At 54.9% G+C, this 16,757-nt stretch carries 15 protein-coding genes; 10 read left to right on the plus strand and 5 right to left on the minus strand.

Translation table 11 applies throughout. From position 1 onward, the window contains the following. Positions 1–19 precede the first annotated feature (19 nt). From QZ516_RS05925 to QZ516_RS05935, 3 genes are all read left to right on the plus strand, one after another. Positions 20–1,438, plus strand: a complete 1,419-nt coding sequence (locus QZ516_RS05925; protein ID WP_297187521.1) for an FAD-dependent oxidoreductase — start codon at positions 20–22, stop codon at positions 1,436–1,438. Positions 1,439–1,456: 18 nt separating this feature from the next. Continuing rightward, a complete protein-coding gene (hemE, locus tag QZ516_RS05930; protein ID WP_297187523.1) occupies positions 1,457–2,521 on the plus strand; it encodes a uroporphyrinogen decarboxylase in 1,065 nt (354 codons plus the stop codon). A gap of 161 nt (positions 2,522–2,682) precedes the next feature. Continuing rightward, positions 2,683–4,095, plus strand: a complete 1,413-nt coding sequence (locus tag QZ516_RS05935) for an HD-GYP domain-containing protein (protein ID WP_297187525.1) — start codon at positions 2,683–2,685, stop codon at positions 4,093–4,095. 28 nt (positions 4,096–4,123) lie between these two features. On the opposite strand, the gene asd is transcribed toward QZ516_RS05935, so the two are convergent. From asd to rsgA, 3 genes are read right to left on the minus strand one after another with little or no spacing between them, the layout of a single operon-like run. After that, complete coding sequence (gene asd, locus QZ516_RS05940) at positions 4,124–4,969, minus strand: archaetidylserine decarboxylase (protein ID WP_297187527.1); 846 nt, start codon at positions 4,967–4,969, stop codon at positions 4,124–4,126. Further along, positions 4,966–5,778, minus strand: a complete 813-nt coding sequence (locus QZ516_RS05945; protein ID WP_297187529.1) for a rhodanese-like domain-containing protein — start codon at positions 5,776–5,778, stop codon at positions 4,966–4,968. The genes asd and QZ516_RS05945 overlap by 4 nt, the downstream gene beginning before the upstream one ends. Positions 5,779–5,830: 52 nt before the next feature. Further along, the gene (gene rsgA / locus QZ516_RS05950) at positions 5,831–6,850 is read right to left on the minus strand and encodes a small ribosomal subunit biogenesis GTPase RsgA (RefSeq protein WP_297187532.1); all 1,020 of its coding nucleotides are present in this window, start codon (positions 6,848–6,850) and stop codon (positions 5,831–5,833) included. Positions 6,851–6,915: 65 nt separating this feature from the next. On the opposite strand from rsgA, the gene QZ516_RS05955 reads away from it, so the two are divergent. Then, positions 6,916–8,007, plus strand: a complete 1,092-nt coding sequence (locus QZ516_RS05955) for a mechanosensitive ion channel domain-containing protein (RefSeq protein ID WP_297187534.1) — start codon at positions 6,916–6,918, stop codon at positions 8,005–8,007. Position 8,008: 1 nt separating this feature from the next. Next, the gene (gene orn / locus QZ516_RS05960; RefSeq protein WP_297187876.1) at positions 8,009–8,575 is read left to right on the plus strand and encodes an oligoribonuclease; all 567 of its coding nucleotides are present in this window, start codon (positions 8,009–8,011) and stop codon (positions 8,573–8,575) included. Between the two features lie 50 nt (positions 8,576–8,625). On the opposite strand, the gene queG is transcribed toward orn, so the two are convergent. Next, entirely contained in the window at positions 8,626–9,738 is a 1,113-nt protein-coding gene (gene queG / locus QZ516_RS05965; RefSeq protein ID WP_297187535.1) for a tRNA epoxyqueuosine(34) reductase QueG, read from the minus strand. A 65-nt stretch (positions 9,739–9,803) separates the two neighbouring features. On the opposite strand from queG, the gene QZ516_RS05970 reads away from it, so the two are divergent. From QZ516_RS05970 to QZ516_RS05990, 5 genes are read left to right on the plus strand one after another with little or no spacing between them, the layout of a single operon-like run. After that, complete coding sequence (locus QZ516_RS05970) at positions 9,804–11,297, plus strand: NAD(P)H-hydrate dehydratase (protein ID WP_297187537.1); 1,494 nt, start codon at positions 9,804–9,806, stop codon at positions 11,295–11,297. After that, on the plus strand, positions 11,294–11,767 hold the full coding sequence (gene tsaE, locus QZ516_RS05975; RefSeq protein WP_297187539.1) for a tRNA (adenosine(37)-N6)-threonylcarbamoyltransferase complex ATPase subunit type 1 TsaE: 474 nt from the start codon (positions 11,294–11,296) through the stop codon (positions 11,765–11,767). Before QZ516_RS05970 ends, tsaE begins: the two co-directional genes overlap by 4 nt. Positions 11,768–11,777: 10 nt before the next feature. Continuing rightward, positions 11,778–13,106, plus strand: coding sequence for an N-acetylmuramoyl-L-alanine amidase (locus QZ516_RS05980; protein WP_297187541.1), 1,329 nt, complete (start codon positions 11,778–11,780; stop codon positions 13,104–13,106). Positions 13,107–13,116: 10 nt separating this feature from the next. Further along, the gene (gene mutL / locus QZ516_RS05985; protein WP_297187543.1) at positions 13,117–14,913 is read left to right on the plus strand and encodes a DNA mismatch repair endonuclease MutL; all 1,797 of its coding nucleotides are present in this window, start codon (positions 13,117–13,119) and stop codon (positions 14,911–14,913) included. A 3-nt stretch (positions 14,914–14,916) separates the two neighbouring features. Further along, complete coding sequence (locus QZ516_RS05990) at positions 14,917–15,342, plus strand: YccF domain-containing protein (RefSeq protein ID WP_297187545.1); 426 nt, start codon at positions 14,917–14,919, stop codon at positions 15,340–15,342. 154 nt (positions 15,343–15,496) lie between these two features. On the opposite strand, the gene QZ516_RS05995 is transcribed toward QZ516_RS05990, so the two are convergent. After that, complete coding sequence (locus tag QZ516_RS05995) at positions 15,497–16,744, minus strand: hypothetical protein (RefSeq protein WP_297187547.1); 1,248 nt, start codon at positions 16,742–16,744, stop codon at positions 15,497–15,499. Positions 16,745–16,757: the final 13 nt, after the last annotated feature.

Consider the following 16,757-nt stretch of genomic DNA (forward strand, 5'->3'; position numbering starts at 1 on the left):
TGAGTAAAGGTTTCCACTTATGACGCAAAGATTGAACAACAATTTCCAGTTTGTGCAGGTAAGCAGAGAAGAGCCCGGAAAAAAGGGATTGCTCAGTCGCACCCGTGAATTTGTCGAAATTTACGAGCCATTCGAACAAAAGGAGGCCGCCAGTCAGGCGCATCGCTGTCTGGATTGCGGTAATCCCTACTGTGAGTGGAAGTGCCCGGTTCACAATTATATCCCCAACTGGCTAAAGCTATTATCTGACGGCAATATTCTTGAAGCAGCGGAGCTCTGTCATCAGACCAATACACTCCCCGAGGTCTGTGGCCGGGTTTGTCCTCAGGACCGGCTTTGCGAAGGTGCCTGCACCCTGAATGACGACTTTGGTGCTGTCACCATTGGCAGTGCAGAGAAATACATTACCGACACCGCTTTTGCCATGGGTTGGCGTCCGGATATGTCCAATGTGACATGGACCGACAAGCGGGTGGCTATCATCGGGGCTGGACCGGCGGGTCTCGGTTGTGCCGACATTCTGGTGCGGGGCGGTGTTCGACCGGTGGTATTTGACCGCTATCCGGAAATTGGTGGCTTGCTGACTTTCGGTATACCTGAGTTCAAGCTCGAGAAGTCGGTGATGCAAAATCGCCGTGTCATCCTTGAAGATATGGGTGTGGAATTCAGACTCAACACTGAAATTGGTGTCGATGTGACCATCGATCAGTTGCTGGAAGAGTACGATGCCATTTTCCTCGGCATGGGCACCTATAAATACATGAAAGGCGGTTTCCCGGGAGAAGACCTGCCGGGCGTTTACGATGCGCTTCCTTTTCTGGTGGCCAATGTCAATCGCAACATGGGTTGGGAAAAGAACCCCGACGATTTTATTAGTGTTGCCGGGCAGCGAGTGGTAGTGCTGGGCGGTGGTGACACAGCCATGGATTGCAATAGAACATCCATTCGCCAGGGTGCGACCTCGGTGGTGTGCGCCTATCGGCGAGATCAGGAGAACATGCCGGGTTCCCGTCGTGAAGTGAAAAATGCCCAGGAAGAAGGTGTGCAGTTCCTGTTTAACCGCCAACCGGTTGAGATCGTTGGCAATGGCCGTGTAGAAGGCGTTAAAGTGGTCACGACAGAGCTGGGTGAGCCGGACGAACAAGGTCGCCGTCGACCCAGAGCTGTTGCAGGAAGTGAAGAAATCCTGCCGGCAGATGTCATCCTGATTGCGTTTGGTTTTCAGCCTGATCCCGCCCCCTGGATTGGCGAGAAAAACGTTCAGCTCAATGACTGGCAGGGCGTCATAGCGCCAGAAGATCAGTGCTTCAAGTTTCAGACCAGCAATCCAAAGATTTTTGCCGGGGGTGACATGGTGCGTGGCTCGGACCTGGTGGTGACCGCAATTTGGGAGGGGCGCCAGGCAGGTGAAGGTATTCTGGATTACCTGCAAGTTTGACCACAAGGCTCCAAACCTATGGCATTACTAAAAAATGATCGTTTTCTTCGGGCTCTGTTGCGCCAACCTGTTGACGTAACCCCGGTATGGATGATGCGTCAGGCGGGCCGGTATTTGCCAGAATACCGCCAGACCCGTTCCGCAGCCGGGGATTTTATGGCTGTCTGTACCAATCCTGAGTTGGCCTGCGAGGTCACCCTCCAGCCTCTTGAGCGCTACCCGTTAGATGCGGCAATTCTGTTCTCGGATATCCTCACTATCCCGGATGCCATGGGGCTGGGCCTTTATTTCGAGGCCGGAGAGGGGCCACGTTTCAGAAAACCGGTCAGGACTGAGGCGGATATCGCTAGTCTCCAGGTGATTGATCCGGCCAGCGATCTTCCCTATGTGCTGGATGCCGTGTCCACCATCCGTCGTGAGCTCAATGGCCGGGTGCCTTTGATCGGGTTTTCCGGAAGCCCCTGGACCCTGGCAACGTACATGATTGAGGGCGGGAGCAGTCGCGATTTTGCCCGCAGCAAAACCATGCTCTATGACCAGCCGCGGTTGCTCCACCAACTACTTGAAAAGCTGGCAGAGTCGGTGATCGCCTATCTCAACGCACAGATAGATGCTGGCGCACAGGCGGTACAGATTTTTGATACCTGGGGCGGTGCGCTCTCCCATAGTGCCTATCAGGAATTTTCGCTCAATTACATGACCAGGATTGTTGCCGGTCTGACCAAACACAGCGAGGGTCGAGAGGTACCGGTGATTCTCTTTACCAAAGGTGGAGGACAGTGGCTTGAAGCCATTGCGGATTCTGGCTGTCATGCGGTCGGATTGGACTGGACGACACATATTGGCCACGCTCGCCAGCGCATAGGGGACAGGGTGGCGCTGCAGGGAAATATGGATCCGGCGACACTTCGTGCTTCACCTGAAAGAATTCGTCAGGAGGTTGCCGGTATCCTCAAACAGTTCGGCAGTGGCGAAGGTCATATATTCAATCTTGGTCATGGCATCACGCCAGACATCAGTCCTGAGAAGGCTGGAATTTTTATTGACGCAGTTCACAGTTGTTCAGTGAATTACCACAAATAAATCTAAATAAGCTAACCAGTCATCTCATAATTAGACCGACCGTGCATTCCCGGTTGCTATTGATCCGTATCAGAATACTCTTAAGGATGAAATTTGCCTTGTGTAAAGGCCGTATGACAATAAGGCTTCATTTAAATTTATAAACTTGAGCGTGCATCAGTATGAGCATCAAGCAGGTCAAGGTCAGTGTCGCAGACATCACGATGGGGATGTATGTCTCTTGTCTTGATCGTCCCTGGAGTCAGACACCCTTTCCTATTCAAGGCCTCCTTGTTAAAAGTCCCAAGGAGATTAGTGCTCTGCGCAACTACTGTGAATACGTGTATATTGATGTGACCAAAGGCTCAAGTCCGGTAGTTACCATTCAGCAACCATCAAAAGTCGGCCCCAGGACTTCCCCCGCTTTATCCACCAGGGTGGCTGGCATGGCCGTCGAAACCTCTCCAATTGACGTCAAGCGTGGTGTATATAGCCGGGTTGTACCTCTTTCCGAGGAGGTGCAGTACGCCGAAAAGGGGTTGATGCAACTCCGAGGCCATTTTGCCCTGGCCGTAAAACAAATCGCCAAAGGCCGGGACTTTGATTACCAGGGGTTGAAAGATTCCGTTGGTGACATGGTCAACAGTGTTGTCAGGTGTCCCGATGCCTTTACCTGGCTGCTGCGGCTTCGTCTCAAAGACCAGCACAGTCATGACCACAGCATGCGTTCAGCCTTGTGGGCAGTGCAGTTCGCCCGCTTTGTCGGTATGCCAAAAGAGGAAATGTCAGTACTTTGCCTCGGTACCCTGTTGAAGGATATCGGCAAAATTAAATTGCCCAACGGATTGCTGCGGAAAAGAAAACGTACGCCTGAAGAAGTCACTGAATACCAAAAGTTTGTCGACTACGGTGTAGAGATGTTGCGCAGCAGCAATGTTGAACCGCGCGTTGTGTCTGTGGTGCGTTTCCACTGCGAGCGTCACGATGGCAGTGGGTTTCCCGAGGGGTTGCAGGGTGGGAAAATTCCTCTGTTGGCCAGAATTGCCGGTATCGCGACAACCTACGATGCCATTTCAAATCCCCGCGAAGCCGAGGAGCCGGTGGCGCCATCCCGGGCGGTGAGCCTGCTCTATAACCTGCGGGATAAAAAGTTTCAGGATGACCTGGTGGTGCAGTTTATCCAGTCGATCGGTCTTTACCCCACGGGTACGCTGGTGGAGTTGACGACCGGAGATGTCGGTATTGTTGTGGAACAACACGCGGAATCCCGTTTGACACCGAAGGTTGCGGTGTTGGATCAGAAAAAAGCACAGGCTTCAGGTGCCTATATTCTGGTTGATCTCAAGGATGAGGGTTTATCGCGGAGAATTCTGGAGAAAAGTGGCCAGTCAAAAGCAAAATCCGTTTCCAAGCTGGCTATTGCAAGAGATCTCGATTTGTCCGGTTACGATGTGGACATCGCCGCTGTCAGTGGCATTTTTATGAAAAATGCGCAACGGGTAATGGAATCGGTTGTTTCTGATAATCCTGAAATTGAAACGCCAGCTCGCCAGGGTGGGTTATATGCCACGCTTCGGGATCGGTTTCGTCTCTGATGGATTGCGGGATTCGATTTGGGCCGGCTTAGTGCTGGCCCATTTTTTTCCCCATTTGAACGGCGGTTCCCGGGCTGCAGATTGCCTCCCAGGCCACTGAATTTTCTTCAAATAATAGAATAACGGTTGAGCCAAATTTGAATCGGCCCATTTCCTCCCCTTTTTTGAGAGCGAATTGGCCATCCGAAAACTGTTCTGTTTTCAGCTTTCCCGGGGGGTAATTTCCCCAGACAGTCTCAATGCCTGCTACCAGCATGGCGCCTACCATGACAACGGCGCAACGACCTGTTTCTGTATTGAAAAAACTTACCAGGCGTTCATTTCGGGCAAAAAGGCCATCGATATGCCGGGTTGTGGTTGTATTGACAGAAAACAGTTTGCCGGGGATGTAGCGGCAATACTCCAGTGATCCGCTAATGGGCATGTGTACCCGGTGGTAATCTCGGGGAGACAGGTAAATGGTTGCAAACTGCCCATTCAGGAATTGTTCGCTCCGGGGGCTGTGTTCACCTAATAACGCGTCTACTGAAAAATGCCTGCCCTTTGCCTGAAAAATACGCCCCTGCGTGATAGCCCCCAGCTGACTGATAGTGCCATCCGCCGGTGAAACGATACTCCCCGGTGTGTTGTCAATTGGGCGCGACTCGGGTTTCAGTGAGCGCGTGAAGAAGTCATTGAAACTGGCGTAGTCATTGTCGGAACTACCTACCGCTTCATCCATATTCACGTGATAGGTTTTGATGAATTGTCGGATAAGCAGGTTTTTTGTCCGGGGGTGGGTGCTCTCGGCCAGTTTTGACACCAGCCGGGACAGCTGGTGTTGTGGGGTCAGCCGTTGCAGGGCAACAAACCACTCGGCAAGAAAATCACTCACCGCCCCTGCTCCACGGGTGTGTCGGATCGATTTCCCCACTCCCACCAGGAGCCATCGTAGGCGCGAATATTACTGAAACCCAGCAGGCGGCCTACTAGATAGGTAAAGCCTGAACGGTGATGTGACTGGCAGTGGGTGATGGTGGGTTTATCGGGAGAGATACCCACTGTGGCCAGGTATGCGAGGGCATCCTGCCGGAGCCGCATATTGCGCTCACGATCCATTAGGCTGGTCCACTCGCAATGAATAGCGCCGGGAATATGGCCACCCTTCTCGGCCATTACTTTTTCTCCCGTATATTCCTCAATGCTGCGGGCGTCCCAGATTTGTACATCGTCGGTAGCATCCAGCGCCATGATATCCTCGGCGCTGACAATCGCTGCCCGATCAACAGTCACCTCGAATTCGACCACTTCGGGTGGCGGAACTTCATCGGTGGAGGGAAAGCCCTCGGCGTACCAGGCAATGAGTCCGCCGTTGAGGTACGACCAGTTTTGATGACCGATAACATCCAGTGTCCATATCAACCGGCCTGCCCAGCCACCCCCTTCATCATCGTATACCACCACATGTTTGTCGGCCGTCAGGCCGATTCGACTGAACAGTGCATCCAATTGCTCGGGGGCGGGCAATTTGTTGGGCCATGGTTGACCGCCATTCATCAGCTCTTTGGTCGACACGTGCACAGCACCGGGGATATGTCTCCGGCTGTAAATTTCATCCTTGCAAACATCAATCAGCAGGATGTCAGGTCGCTCAAGCAGTTCAACCAGTGACTCTGGTTCCAGTAACTTAGGTAGCTCAGACATAATTACTCCCATTCACGCGAGGCGCGATTGTAACATCAAAAAACCCACGACTTTACTGCTGGTCCGACTCCAGACTCTGTACAATTTGCTGGTAGCTACTGAAGCGAGTTGCGCTAATGCTGCCGGAGGCAATGGCCTGGCGCAGGGCGCAACCGGGTTCTCCCTGATGCCGACAGTCGCGGAATCGACAGTGGCCGAGGAAAGCCCTGAACTCCACAAACCCCTCCGCGATGGCACCCGGTTCAAGGTGCCAGAGTCCGAATTCGCGGATACCCGGTGAGTCGATCACCTCGCCACCACCCGGTAGATGGAAGAGTTGTGCTGTCGTCGTGGTGTGTGTCCCTTTTGCTGCGCTCTGCGATAGCGCTCCCACCGCCGCTTCTGCTTCAGGGGCGATTCTGTTCAGCAATGAAGATTTGCCCACGCCCGATTGCCCGACAAAGACACTGGTGCGGGTGCTCAAATAGTCTGTGAGTTCGTCAATACCGCTTCCGGTATAAGCCGATACCAGCAGGCAGTCATACCCCAGCTTTCTGTAATCATCCATCAGGCTGACCAGCGTTTCGTGCTGATCCTCGGCAATCAGGTCAATTTTGTTCAGAATCAGGATGGGTTGAATACCCTGGCGTTCAGCAGCGACCAGGTAACGATCTATCAGGTTGGCATGGGGTTCAGGAAAGGGGGCGATGACAACAGCAATGCAGTCGATATTGGCTGCAACCGGTCGCAATTTGCCGCGGTTGTCGGGTCGACAAAGTTCGGAGCTGCGGGGGCTGATGGCCACCACCACGCCATTGGATGATCCGTCCTGCCAGGTGACCCGGTCTCCGGTGACAATGGAGGGCAGATTGGCGCGCAAATAACAGCGGTGTACTTCACCTTTGTGCTCGTCGGATTCCACTAATACCCGGTTGCCATAACACGCAGTAATTCTGCCGGTTTGTTCTGGACCAAGGCCATCCGTAGTTGTCTGACTTTCCGGTGAATCCGGTCTGTCAGTGGACGACTGTGCTCGACGCTGGTTTTCCAATATTCGGCGGCGCTGTTGTTTGGTTAAATGACGCTTGGACAATACTTCTCCTTTTCCTGCCCGGATAGCCGCAGTGGCTGGCTTAGTTGCCCGGGAGGATATAGCATATGTTCAACCGGGGACAGGCACCAGAGATGATTGATTTTCAGGAAATTTACCAGTCACTGGCGGGTTTTATCCCGTTGCTGGTGGTCTTGGTTGTCGTAATATTGGGACTGTGGCTCGCCAACTGGCTACTGTTGCGTCGCGCGGGTTTGTCCACTGAGTCGAAGCTTCCCGGTCAGGTAACCATGTTGGCGCTGACGGCGCTGGCACTGGTGATTATTATCCTGGTGTTACCCGTGAGTGAATCCACTCGCGGTGATCTGTTGAGCCTGCTGGGGCTGCTGTTGTCCGTTGTGGTGGCCATCTCATCGACCACCTTTGTCGCCAATGCCATGGCCGGATTGATGCTCAGGGCAGTAAAAAGCTTTCATCACGGCGACTTTATTCGCGCCGGCGAGCATTTTGGCCGCGTCACTGAGCGGGGCTTGTTTCATACCGAAATACAGTCCGAAGACCGTGACTTGATTACTTTGCCAAACCTGTTTCTGGCGGCGAACCCGGTCATTGTCATTCGTTCTTCTGGTACCATCATTTCCTGTGATCTGTCGCTGGGCTACGATATTCCCCATTATAAAATTGAGCCCCTGCTCAAAGAAGCGGCGCTGGCAGCAGAGCTGGAGGAACCGTTTATGCAGATTCGGGCACTTGGCGACTTTGCCGTCAGCTATCGAATTTCCGGTTACTATGCAGAGGTAAAGCACCTGTTGACGGTGCGAAGCAGATTGCGTCGCGAGGTGTTGGATAAACTTCACAGCGCCGGTGTCGAGATTGTATCCCCGGCATTCATGAATCAGCGTCAGTTCAATAACGGCGAAAGGTTTATGGCGCCTGCCAAACGGACCGTCTCCGTTGAACCACCTGAGACGACACCGGAAGCCATTATTTTTGACAAAGCCGATCGCGCAGAGAAGATCGGAACCCTGGAGCATGAAATTCAGGAGACAACAGAAAGGATCAAGACGCTGAAGGGGCAGCTCCCGGGCTCGGGTGAATCGGAAGCGAACCAGCTCAATGCCGAAATCAGCCGCAGCGAGGAGCGTCTCGTGCATCTTGACAATATAATCCGCATAGCAAAAGAAAAGCCTAATGAATGATATGACTACAGCCAGACACCCCCTCAATCTGATCTGGATAGATCTGGAAATGACGGGACTTGATACCGAGAGAGACGCGATTATCGAGATCGCTACGCTCGTTACCGACAAGGACCTGAATGTTCTGGCAGAGGGCCCGGTGATGGCCATTCATCAACCGGAAGCCATGCTGGCGGGAATGGATGAATGGAATACACGCCAGCATGGCCAATCGGGTCTGGTAGAACGGGTGCGCAACAGTACAACGACGCTGGCAGAGGCGGAGCAGGCGACCATTGCCTTTTTGAAACAGTTTGTGGATGAGCGGCAATCGCCGATGTGTGGCAACTCTATCTGTCAGGATCGCCGTTTTCTGGCGAGACAGATGCCGTCGCTGGAGGCTTTTTTCCACTATCGCAATCTGGATGTCAGCAGTGTGAAGGAAATTATCCGGCGCTGGCGACCTGAGTTGATGAAAGGCTTCAATAAACAGAGCTCACATCTTGCCATGGCAGACATCAAGGATTCCATTGCCGAGCTAACCTACTACCGGGATGTTTTTTTTATCATGGAGCCGCAGGCGGAATAATACACCTTCTGTCATGGGGGAAGGTCTGGTATCTCATTCAGATGCCGATTCTAGCGATTGAGGGTATTGGTAATTTTTCGTTTGCGCCTTTTCTGTTGCCGATGTTGTTCCAAAGCCCATTCCACATGTTCTCTCACCAAAGGGGAGGCATGTGACTTGCGGCTTCGCAGGGCGCTGACCACTGTCTCCGAGGTGGGGGCGTTGCCAAGGCCAACGGCCAGGTTCCTGAGCCAGCCCTGATAACCTACACGCCTGATGGGTGACCCTTCGGTCTTCTTGAGAAACTCCTGTTCACTCCACAAAAACAGTTCGGCGAGTTCGCGATTGTCCAGATTGTGTCGGGGGATGAAATCTTTCTCGTCACTCAAGGATGCTGCCTTATTCCAGGGGCAGACGGCCTGACAGTCGTCACAGCCGAATACCCGGTTGCCCATCGGTTCGCGAAACTCCTCCGGAATGCTGCCTTTCTGCTCTATGGTGAGGTAGGAGATACAGCGTCGCGCATCCAGTACATAGGGTGCCGGAAATGCATCGGTCGGACAGACTTTCAGGCAGGCCTGGCACTCCCCGCATTGATCTGTCTCGCTGGGTTGATCCACCGGTAGCGGCAGGCTGGTATAGATTTCCCCAAGAAAAAACCAGGAGCCGGCCTGGCTGTTGATCACCAGAGTGTGTTTGCCCATCCAGCCCAGCCCGGCTTTCACGGCGAGGGGTTTTTCCATGACCGGCGCACTATCGACAAAGGGGCGTTGTACCACGGTTCCCGGCACCGCTTTCTCGATCTCTTTGCTGAGGGTTGTCAGTCGATTGCGGATCAGTTTGTGGTAGTCGCGACCCAGCGCGTATCGGGAGATGTAGGCTTTGCTCTCATCTTTCAGCGTCGCGATCATATTGCTGTTATCGGTCAGGTAGTCCATTCTGACCGTGATCACACGAAGCGTGCCGGGAAGTAACTGTTCCGGGTGATAGCGCTTTTCACCGTGCTCACTCATCCAGCGCATCTCTCCCTGGTGGCCCGCCGCAAGCCAGTCATTCAGCTGGTGTCCGGTTTCCGATAAGTCGGTGTCGGTGATCGCCACTTGCTGAAAACCGAGCTGTCTGCCCCAGTCTTTTATGTCCAGGGCAAGTTGTGTGTAATCGATCTCGGGTGTTTCACTGCACATAGTCGAACGGCCGTGGTGAGTTGACGTATAATTTTGCCAGATATTCTCGGGATAATCGGTATTTTATGTACCAGAATTTGCCAGTGTCATTGTTTACCACCGAGCAAGCTCGCCAACTGGATCAGGCTGCCATCCGGAACGGTACCCCCGGCATCAAATTGATGAAGCGGGCGGGTTATGCCGCGTTCCGGAAAATTCTCAGTCACTGGCCGGGAATGCCGTTGACGGTGTTCTGTGGTGCGGGAAACAACGGTGGTGACGGCTATATCGTGGCGGCATTGGCGGCCGAGGGTCAGCTGCCTGTTCGGGTGATTCCGATGTGCTCGCCCGAGAAGCTCCGCGGAGATGCACGCACAGCGTTTCAGTTTGCCCGCGATGCGGGTGTGCCGATGGTTCCGTTCAGTGATTGCCTGGATCTGTCGACGGGTGTGGTTGTGGATGCATTGTTGGGCACCGGGTTTTCCGGTGGGGTTCGCGAGCCCTATGCCCAGGCTATTCGATTAATCAACCACAGTGGTTTGCCGGTTGTCTCGGTGGATGTTCCCTCGGGTCTATGTGCGAATACGGGCGCTGCCAACGGCCCTGCTGTCGAGGCGAATCTTACGGTCACTTTTATCGCTCTGAAACAGGGGCTTTTTACCGGTCGGGGGCCGGCCCTCTGTGGAGAGCTGGTTTACAGCGATTTGCGTGTTTCCGAGCAGATTCTGGCGGCAGAGCCCCCCCCGGCTTATCGCCTGGAGCCGGATACGCTGAGGTCGACCTGGCTGGCGCCCCGTCGACGCGATGCCCACAAGGGGGCCTTTGGTCATGTGCTGGTCATTGGCGGCGATCAGGGTTTTGGTGGCGCGGTAAGCATGGCTGCCGAAGCTGCGTTAAGGGTGGGGGCAGGGCTGGTGAGCGTTGCTACCCGACCTGAACATGTTACAGCGCTATTGACGCGTTGCCCTGAGGTGATGGTGCGAGCGGTGACCTCGGGACAACAGCTGCGGCCGCTGCTGGCCCGTGCCACCGTATTGGTCGCAGGCCCTGGCCTTGGACGATCGCCCTGGTCCGAGCAATTATTGCAGCAGGTGTTGGCCTCGGAGTTGCCGGTTGTTCTGGATGCCGACGCATTGAATATTCTCAGTGAGGGGCGGCTGACATCAGGCCATTTGCCCTCAAACTGGATAATCACCCCTCACCCGGGTGAGGCCGCGAGGCTGCTGGGTGTCACTGTGGAGGAAGTTGAGGCCGATCGGTTTGCCGCTGTGCGGGCTCTGCAGCAAACATTTCAATGCCCGGTTGTCCTGAAAGGGGCCGGGTCACTGGTGTGCCTTGACCCCGGGCTGCCGGTGGCGGTCTGTACCGGCGGCAATCCGGGCATGGCCAGTGGCGGCATGGGCGATGTCCTGAGTGGTATTGTTGGCGGATTGATCGCCCAACGGTTGCCCCCGGACAGGGCATTGCCGCTGGCCGTGTGCCTGCATGCCGAGGCCGCCGATCGAGTGGCAGTGGACGGCGAGCGAGGTATGCTGGCCACGGATCTGCTGGGCTCTCTGCGGCGCCTGGTGAATCCATGAGTCAAACTGTGGTCAAGGTACTTTCCGGTGAGCAGGCAATGGTGGAGTTCGGGCGCCGGTTTGGTGAATCAATAGCCGCACCGATACTGATTTTCCTGAAGGGTGATCTGGGTGCGGGCAAGACCACCCTGTGTCGCGGTATTCTTGGTGCGTTTGGTCACAAGGGGCCGGTAAAAAGTCCAACCTATACACTGGTGGAGCCCTATCAGTTGGGTTGTGGTGGATTGGTTTATCATTTTGATTTATATCGGCTGGGTGATCCCGAGGAATTGGAGTTTATCGGTATCCGTGATTACCTGGCGGAAGGTGGCTGCTGTCTTGTGGAGTGGCCCGAACGCGGTGCCGGCATGTTTCCGCTACCGGATTTGGAGATCGTGATAACAGCCGTTGAGGATGGCCGTCGTTTGAGTATTACCGGTAATACCTCAAAGGGGACGACCGTTCTGGCTTCCCTGTCGGAACCGGGGTGAGGGCAGCATTTTGTTAAAAACGCGAATCATCGTATCTGTTCTGCTGCTGATGGCTGGTGTCTGTCAGCCTCTGGCCGCGGCCACGGTGGATGGCGTTCGGCTGTGGCGCGCCCCTGATCACACGCGACTGGTTTTTGATGTCAGCGGACCGGTCAATCACACTGTTTTTGAGCTTGATAACCCCCGCAGGCTGGTGGTTGATATTGATCAGACCACGCTGAAAACTGCGTTTACCGGGTTGGATCTCTCCACTTCACCGATTGTGGGGATTCGCAGTGGTGTGCATGAACAGCATCATCTGCGAATTGTGCTGGATCTGAGCGCCTCGGTGAAGCCGCGCAGTTTCACGCTGCTGAAGAACGAGCAATATGGCCATCGATTGGTCCTGGACCTCTACGATCGTGAAAAAGAAGAGGCTCGCACCACCGCAGCTGAATCTGCCAAGCCACCGCCCCAGGGGCAGCGGGATGTGATCATCTCGATTGATGCCGGCCACGGCGGGGAAGACCCGGGAGCCTCGGGCCCCAACGGCATTCGTGAAAAAGATGTAGTGATGGCGGTCAGTCGCGAGCTGAAAAGGTTATTTGATCAAACGCCGGGTTTTAAGGCCCGGCTGGTCAGGGATGGTGATTACTATATTGCACTGCGGGAACGGACGCGCATCGCCCACGAACAACGTGCGGACATGTTTATTTCAATCCACGCGGACGCCTTCACCAAACCTTCGGCCAACGGTGCCTCTGTGTTTGCCCTGTCCCGGCGGGGTGCTACCAGTGAAACGGCCCGCTATCTGGCCAGTAAGGAAAATCGTGCAGATTTGATCGGCGGTGCCGGTTCGGTGAGCCTTGACGACAAGGACCATATGCTGGCCAGCGTATTGCTCGATCTGTCGATGACCGCGACCCTCAGCAGCAGTCTGGATGCCGGGACAGAAGTGCTGAAATACATGGGGGGGGTTGCCCGGCTGCATAAAAAGCGTGTGGAGCAGGCGGGTTTTATGGTGCTTAAATCACCCGATATTCCTTCAATTCTGGTGGAAACCGGATTTATTTCCAATCCCCATGAGGCGCGGTTACTAAGTACCCGTGATTACCAGCGAAAAATAGCCAGATCGATATATAGCGGGATTCACCAGCATTTCAGCAAAGCGCCGCCCTCGGGGACGCTGCTGGCCGCGAGAAAGTCGATGGGCGGGAATGTCCATGTGATTGCGAGGGGTGATACGCTGTCCGATATCGCCCTGAAGTACAATATTTCCGTCGATGCATTGCTCCGGCACAACGGACTGACCAATACCCGTATCAACATTGGTCAACGCCTTAAAATTCCTTCTTCATAAGAATCGTTTCATGCCCAAAATACACCTGCTCAGTCCCCGGCTAGCCAATCAGATAGCTGCCGGCGAAGTGGTTGAACGCCCGGCCTCTGTGATCAAGGAGTTGCTGGAAAACAGTATCGACAGTGGTGCCAGTCGCATTGACATCGATGTGGAGCGGGGCGGCGTCAAACTGATGAGAGTGCGTGATAACGGTTCCGGGATTGCGTCAGATGACTTGCCGTTGGCGCTCAGTCGGCACGCCACCAGTAAAATTGAACAGCTTGATGATCTTGAATCGGTCGCGACTCTGGGTTTTCGCGGCGAGGCTTTGGCCAGTATTTCCTCTGTGTCACGGCTGGCTATTGCCACCAATGACCAGGAGAACGGCCCGGGTTGGAAAGCCGAGGCCGAAGGTCGCGATATGGCCGTGAACCTGGCCCCGGTCGCCCATCCACGGGGCACCACGGTTGAGGTCCGCGACCTGTTCTTTAATACCCCGGCCCGGCGCAAGTTTCTGCGGACCGAGGCCACCGAGTACAAGCGGATTGACGAAGTCCTCCGCAAGCTGGCCCTGAGTCATTTCGAGATCGATTTTACCCTGCACAATAACGGCAAGGCCGTACACCATTTCCGCGCCACCACCAGTCAGGCAGAGCAGGAACGACGGGTGGCCGCTATTTGCGGCCCGGCGTTTATGGAAAATGCGCTCTATCTTGACCTAGAGGCCGCCGGTTTGCGACTCTGGGGTTGGGTGGGCTTGCCAACGTTCTCGCGCAGTCAGGGGGATCTTCAGTACTTCTACGTCAATGGTCGCAGTATCCGCGATAAGCTGGTCACCCATGCGGTGCGTCAGGCCTATCGGGATGTGATGTACCAGGGACGCCACCCGGCGTTTGTCCTCTATCTGGAGGCGAATCCCGCAGAGATTGATGTCAATGTGCACCCCACCAAGCACGAGGTGCGTTTTCGCGACAGTCGGACAGTACACGATTTCCTGTTTCGCAGCCTGCACCGTGCGATCGCGGATATCCGGCCCGGTGATACCCCGGCTGCACAGGTTGCCATCACTGAGCAAACGCCCAGTGAGCCCCATTGGCGCACACCGGTTGAACAATCGGCAATGGGCTTTTCGGCACAGCAAACGTTCGGGACCAGCGAGGTGGCAGAGCCCATGACCGCCTACGCTCCCGGGACTGAGTGGCAGGACAAGCAGCTACATCCTGAATCCGAATCGGACGGCTCCTCCCCCCCTTTGGGTTACGCTATCGCCCAACTGAAGGGAATTTATATTCTGGCCGAGAATGCAGAGGGGCTGGTACTGGTCGATATGCATGCGGCCCATGAGCGAATTACCTATGAGCGCATGAAGCAGGCCTTTGACGCTCAGGCGCTTGTCTCCCAGCCCTTGTTGGTGCCGATTACCCTGGCGGTAAGCCAGTCAGAGGCGGACGGGGCAGATGAGCACTCGGCGCTGTTTGAAAATCTGGGTTTTTTACTGCAGAGAGCCGGTCCGGAAAGCCTGATTGTGCGGCGGGTGCCCGCCATGCTCCGCGATGCCGATGTCGAGCCGCTAGTGAGAGACGTGCTGTCTGATCTCCTGAAGCACGGTAGCAGTGATCGTATTCGGCAGCATCTGGATGAGATCATGTCGACGATGGCCTGCCATTCCTCGGTACGGGCCAACCGCAAACTGAGTATTACCGAAATGAATGCCCTGTTGCGCGATATGGAGGCCACAGAGCGCAGTGGTCAGTGTAACCATGGCCGACCCACCTGGACGCAGATGTCACTGGATGCGCTGGATCGACTTTTTTTAAGGGGGCGCTAGCCTATGATCCGGACAATCGGAAATATTCTGTGGTTTGTGCTCGGCGGTCTGGTGATGGGGCTTGCCTGGTGGTTGATCGGCCTGCTCGCCTTTATCACGATTATCGGGATTCCCTGGGGTAGATCCTGTCTGGTGATTGGCCAATTTACGATGTGGCCCTTTGGCCGTGAGGCGATCAGTCGCAGCGAACTCCGCCAGCGGGAAGATATTGGCACAGGTTTGCTGGGCCTGCTCGGCAATGTGATCTGGTTTCTGCTGGCGGGATTCTGGTTGGCGGTTGCCCATATCATGGTAGCGTTGGCGCTTTTTCTCACCATCATCGGTATTCCATTCGGGATTCAGCACCTGAAACTGGCCGGCATTGCCCTGGCTCCGGTCGGAAAAACGATTGTTTTCAGTGACGTCGCCAATGCGGCAAGATTGAGATAGTTCGAACGGTCCCCGGGATCTTTTTTACACCCGGTAATATGCCTTAGAGAGGCTACATGGATCACTTACATTTCAGTCACCCCGCCAGTAGGCGAGTGTTGCCTGGCTGTATTCGTTATCGTTGCCCGCCTTAAGCGAAACAGCCCGAATAGGTTTAGAGGGGATTGAGTTGTTCCCCCAATATCATCAGTTGCCGCTTGAGGCGAGCCTCACTGTGTTCACCCAAATGGTTAATTCGGTATACAGCGCTCCCTTCGGCCAGCGGCGAGAGATCGATATCATCCAGAGCTGCCTGTTCAAGATGGGCGTGTTCAGCCAGCAGAATTTCGCCCGTCGCGGCTTTATCCAGCAGGCTCCGCATCCCGGCAAGGCGCTTGCCGAGTTCGCGCTCGCTCAGCAGAATTGAGGGCGAGGTCTGTTGCCGGCCCGGAGAAACTGCGGCGCTCAGCTCAACCGCGATGCCCTGTTTGTCCAGCAATTGCGAACTGAGGCGGAGCAGTGCAGCAGCACAATGAATCGCCCGGGGCAGCTGGTCGTTTTCACCCTCGGCAAACTCCAGATAAATATGGTAGTCGCTTCCCGGCAAACGTGTTGCCCCGTAGAGGCGTTCTGCACCTTCGACCAGCTGATCCAGCTTCACCATGAGTGTTTTAAAATGTTCCTGGTTTAGCAGTGCTTCCAGGCGGGGGAGGTTGCGACAGGCGATCGCAACGGTTGTCACGGATTGTTCGAATAGCGGGTCGGATGCGGTACCGGGTTTGCGCAGAAGGGGGTCTATTCGGCATTCAAGCTGCGTCAGTTCATCCCCTTCGCGGGTTTCGCTGCCCGGTAGTTGTTCAATTAATATCGTTAATCTGGTTGAGAGGCTGCTGCCAAACCGGAAAGCGACAAAAACCAGGATGGCGGCCAGCAAAGCCCATAGCAACAGTAGTATTCGCGTGGCAGTGGTTGTCTGTGCTGCATAGTAATCGGGCTGCAGAATGACCGACACAAATCCGATTGTGCTGTTATCAACGCTGACGGGCGTGCGATAGCGGCTGATGTCCATCGAGCGTCGGACATTATCGCCGGCTCTGGCAATTAGCTGGTTTTCAATGTCGTAAACGGCGGCCTGTCTGACGCCGGTAATGGCAAGCATGTCGTCCAGTTCCACTTGCAGGCTCAGACTGTCCCGATGGATCAGGGGCTCCCGGATCACTTTTGCGAGTTGTCCGGCCAGTATATTGCCGAGGTGGCTTTTCTGTTGTGATGTCAGCGCGCTCATCTGCTGGCTATGGGTAAGTCCCAGTGCAAGACCGGTGAGCACTGAAAAAATGAGCGCAGCGAGGGGCAGAAATTTGGCAAAAGATCGTTTGGTGTGGCCCATGCTGGTGACATATCCCTGTGATTGGCTATTGCTCATTCTATCTCATTCG

This window comes from uncultured Porticoccus sp. (assembly GCF_913061305.1).
Classification (GTDB): Bacteria; Pseudomonadota; Gammaproteobacteria; order Pseudomonadales; family Porticoccaceae; genus Porticoccus.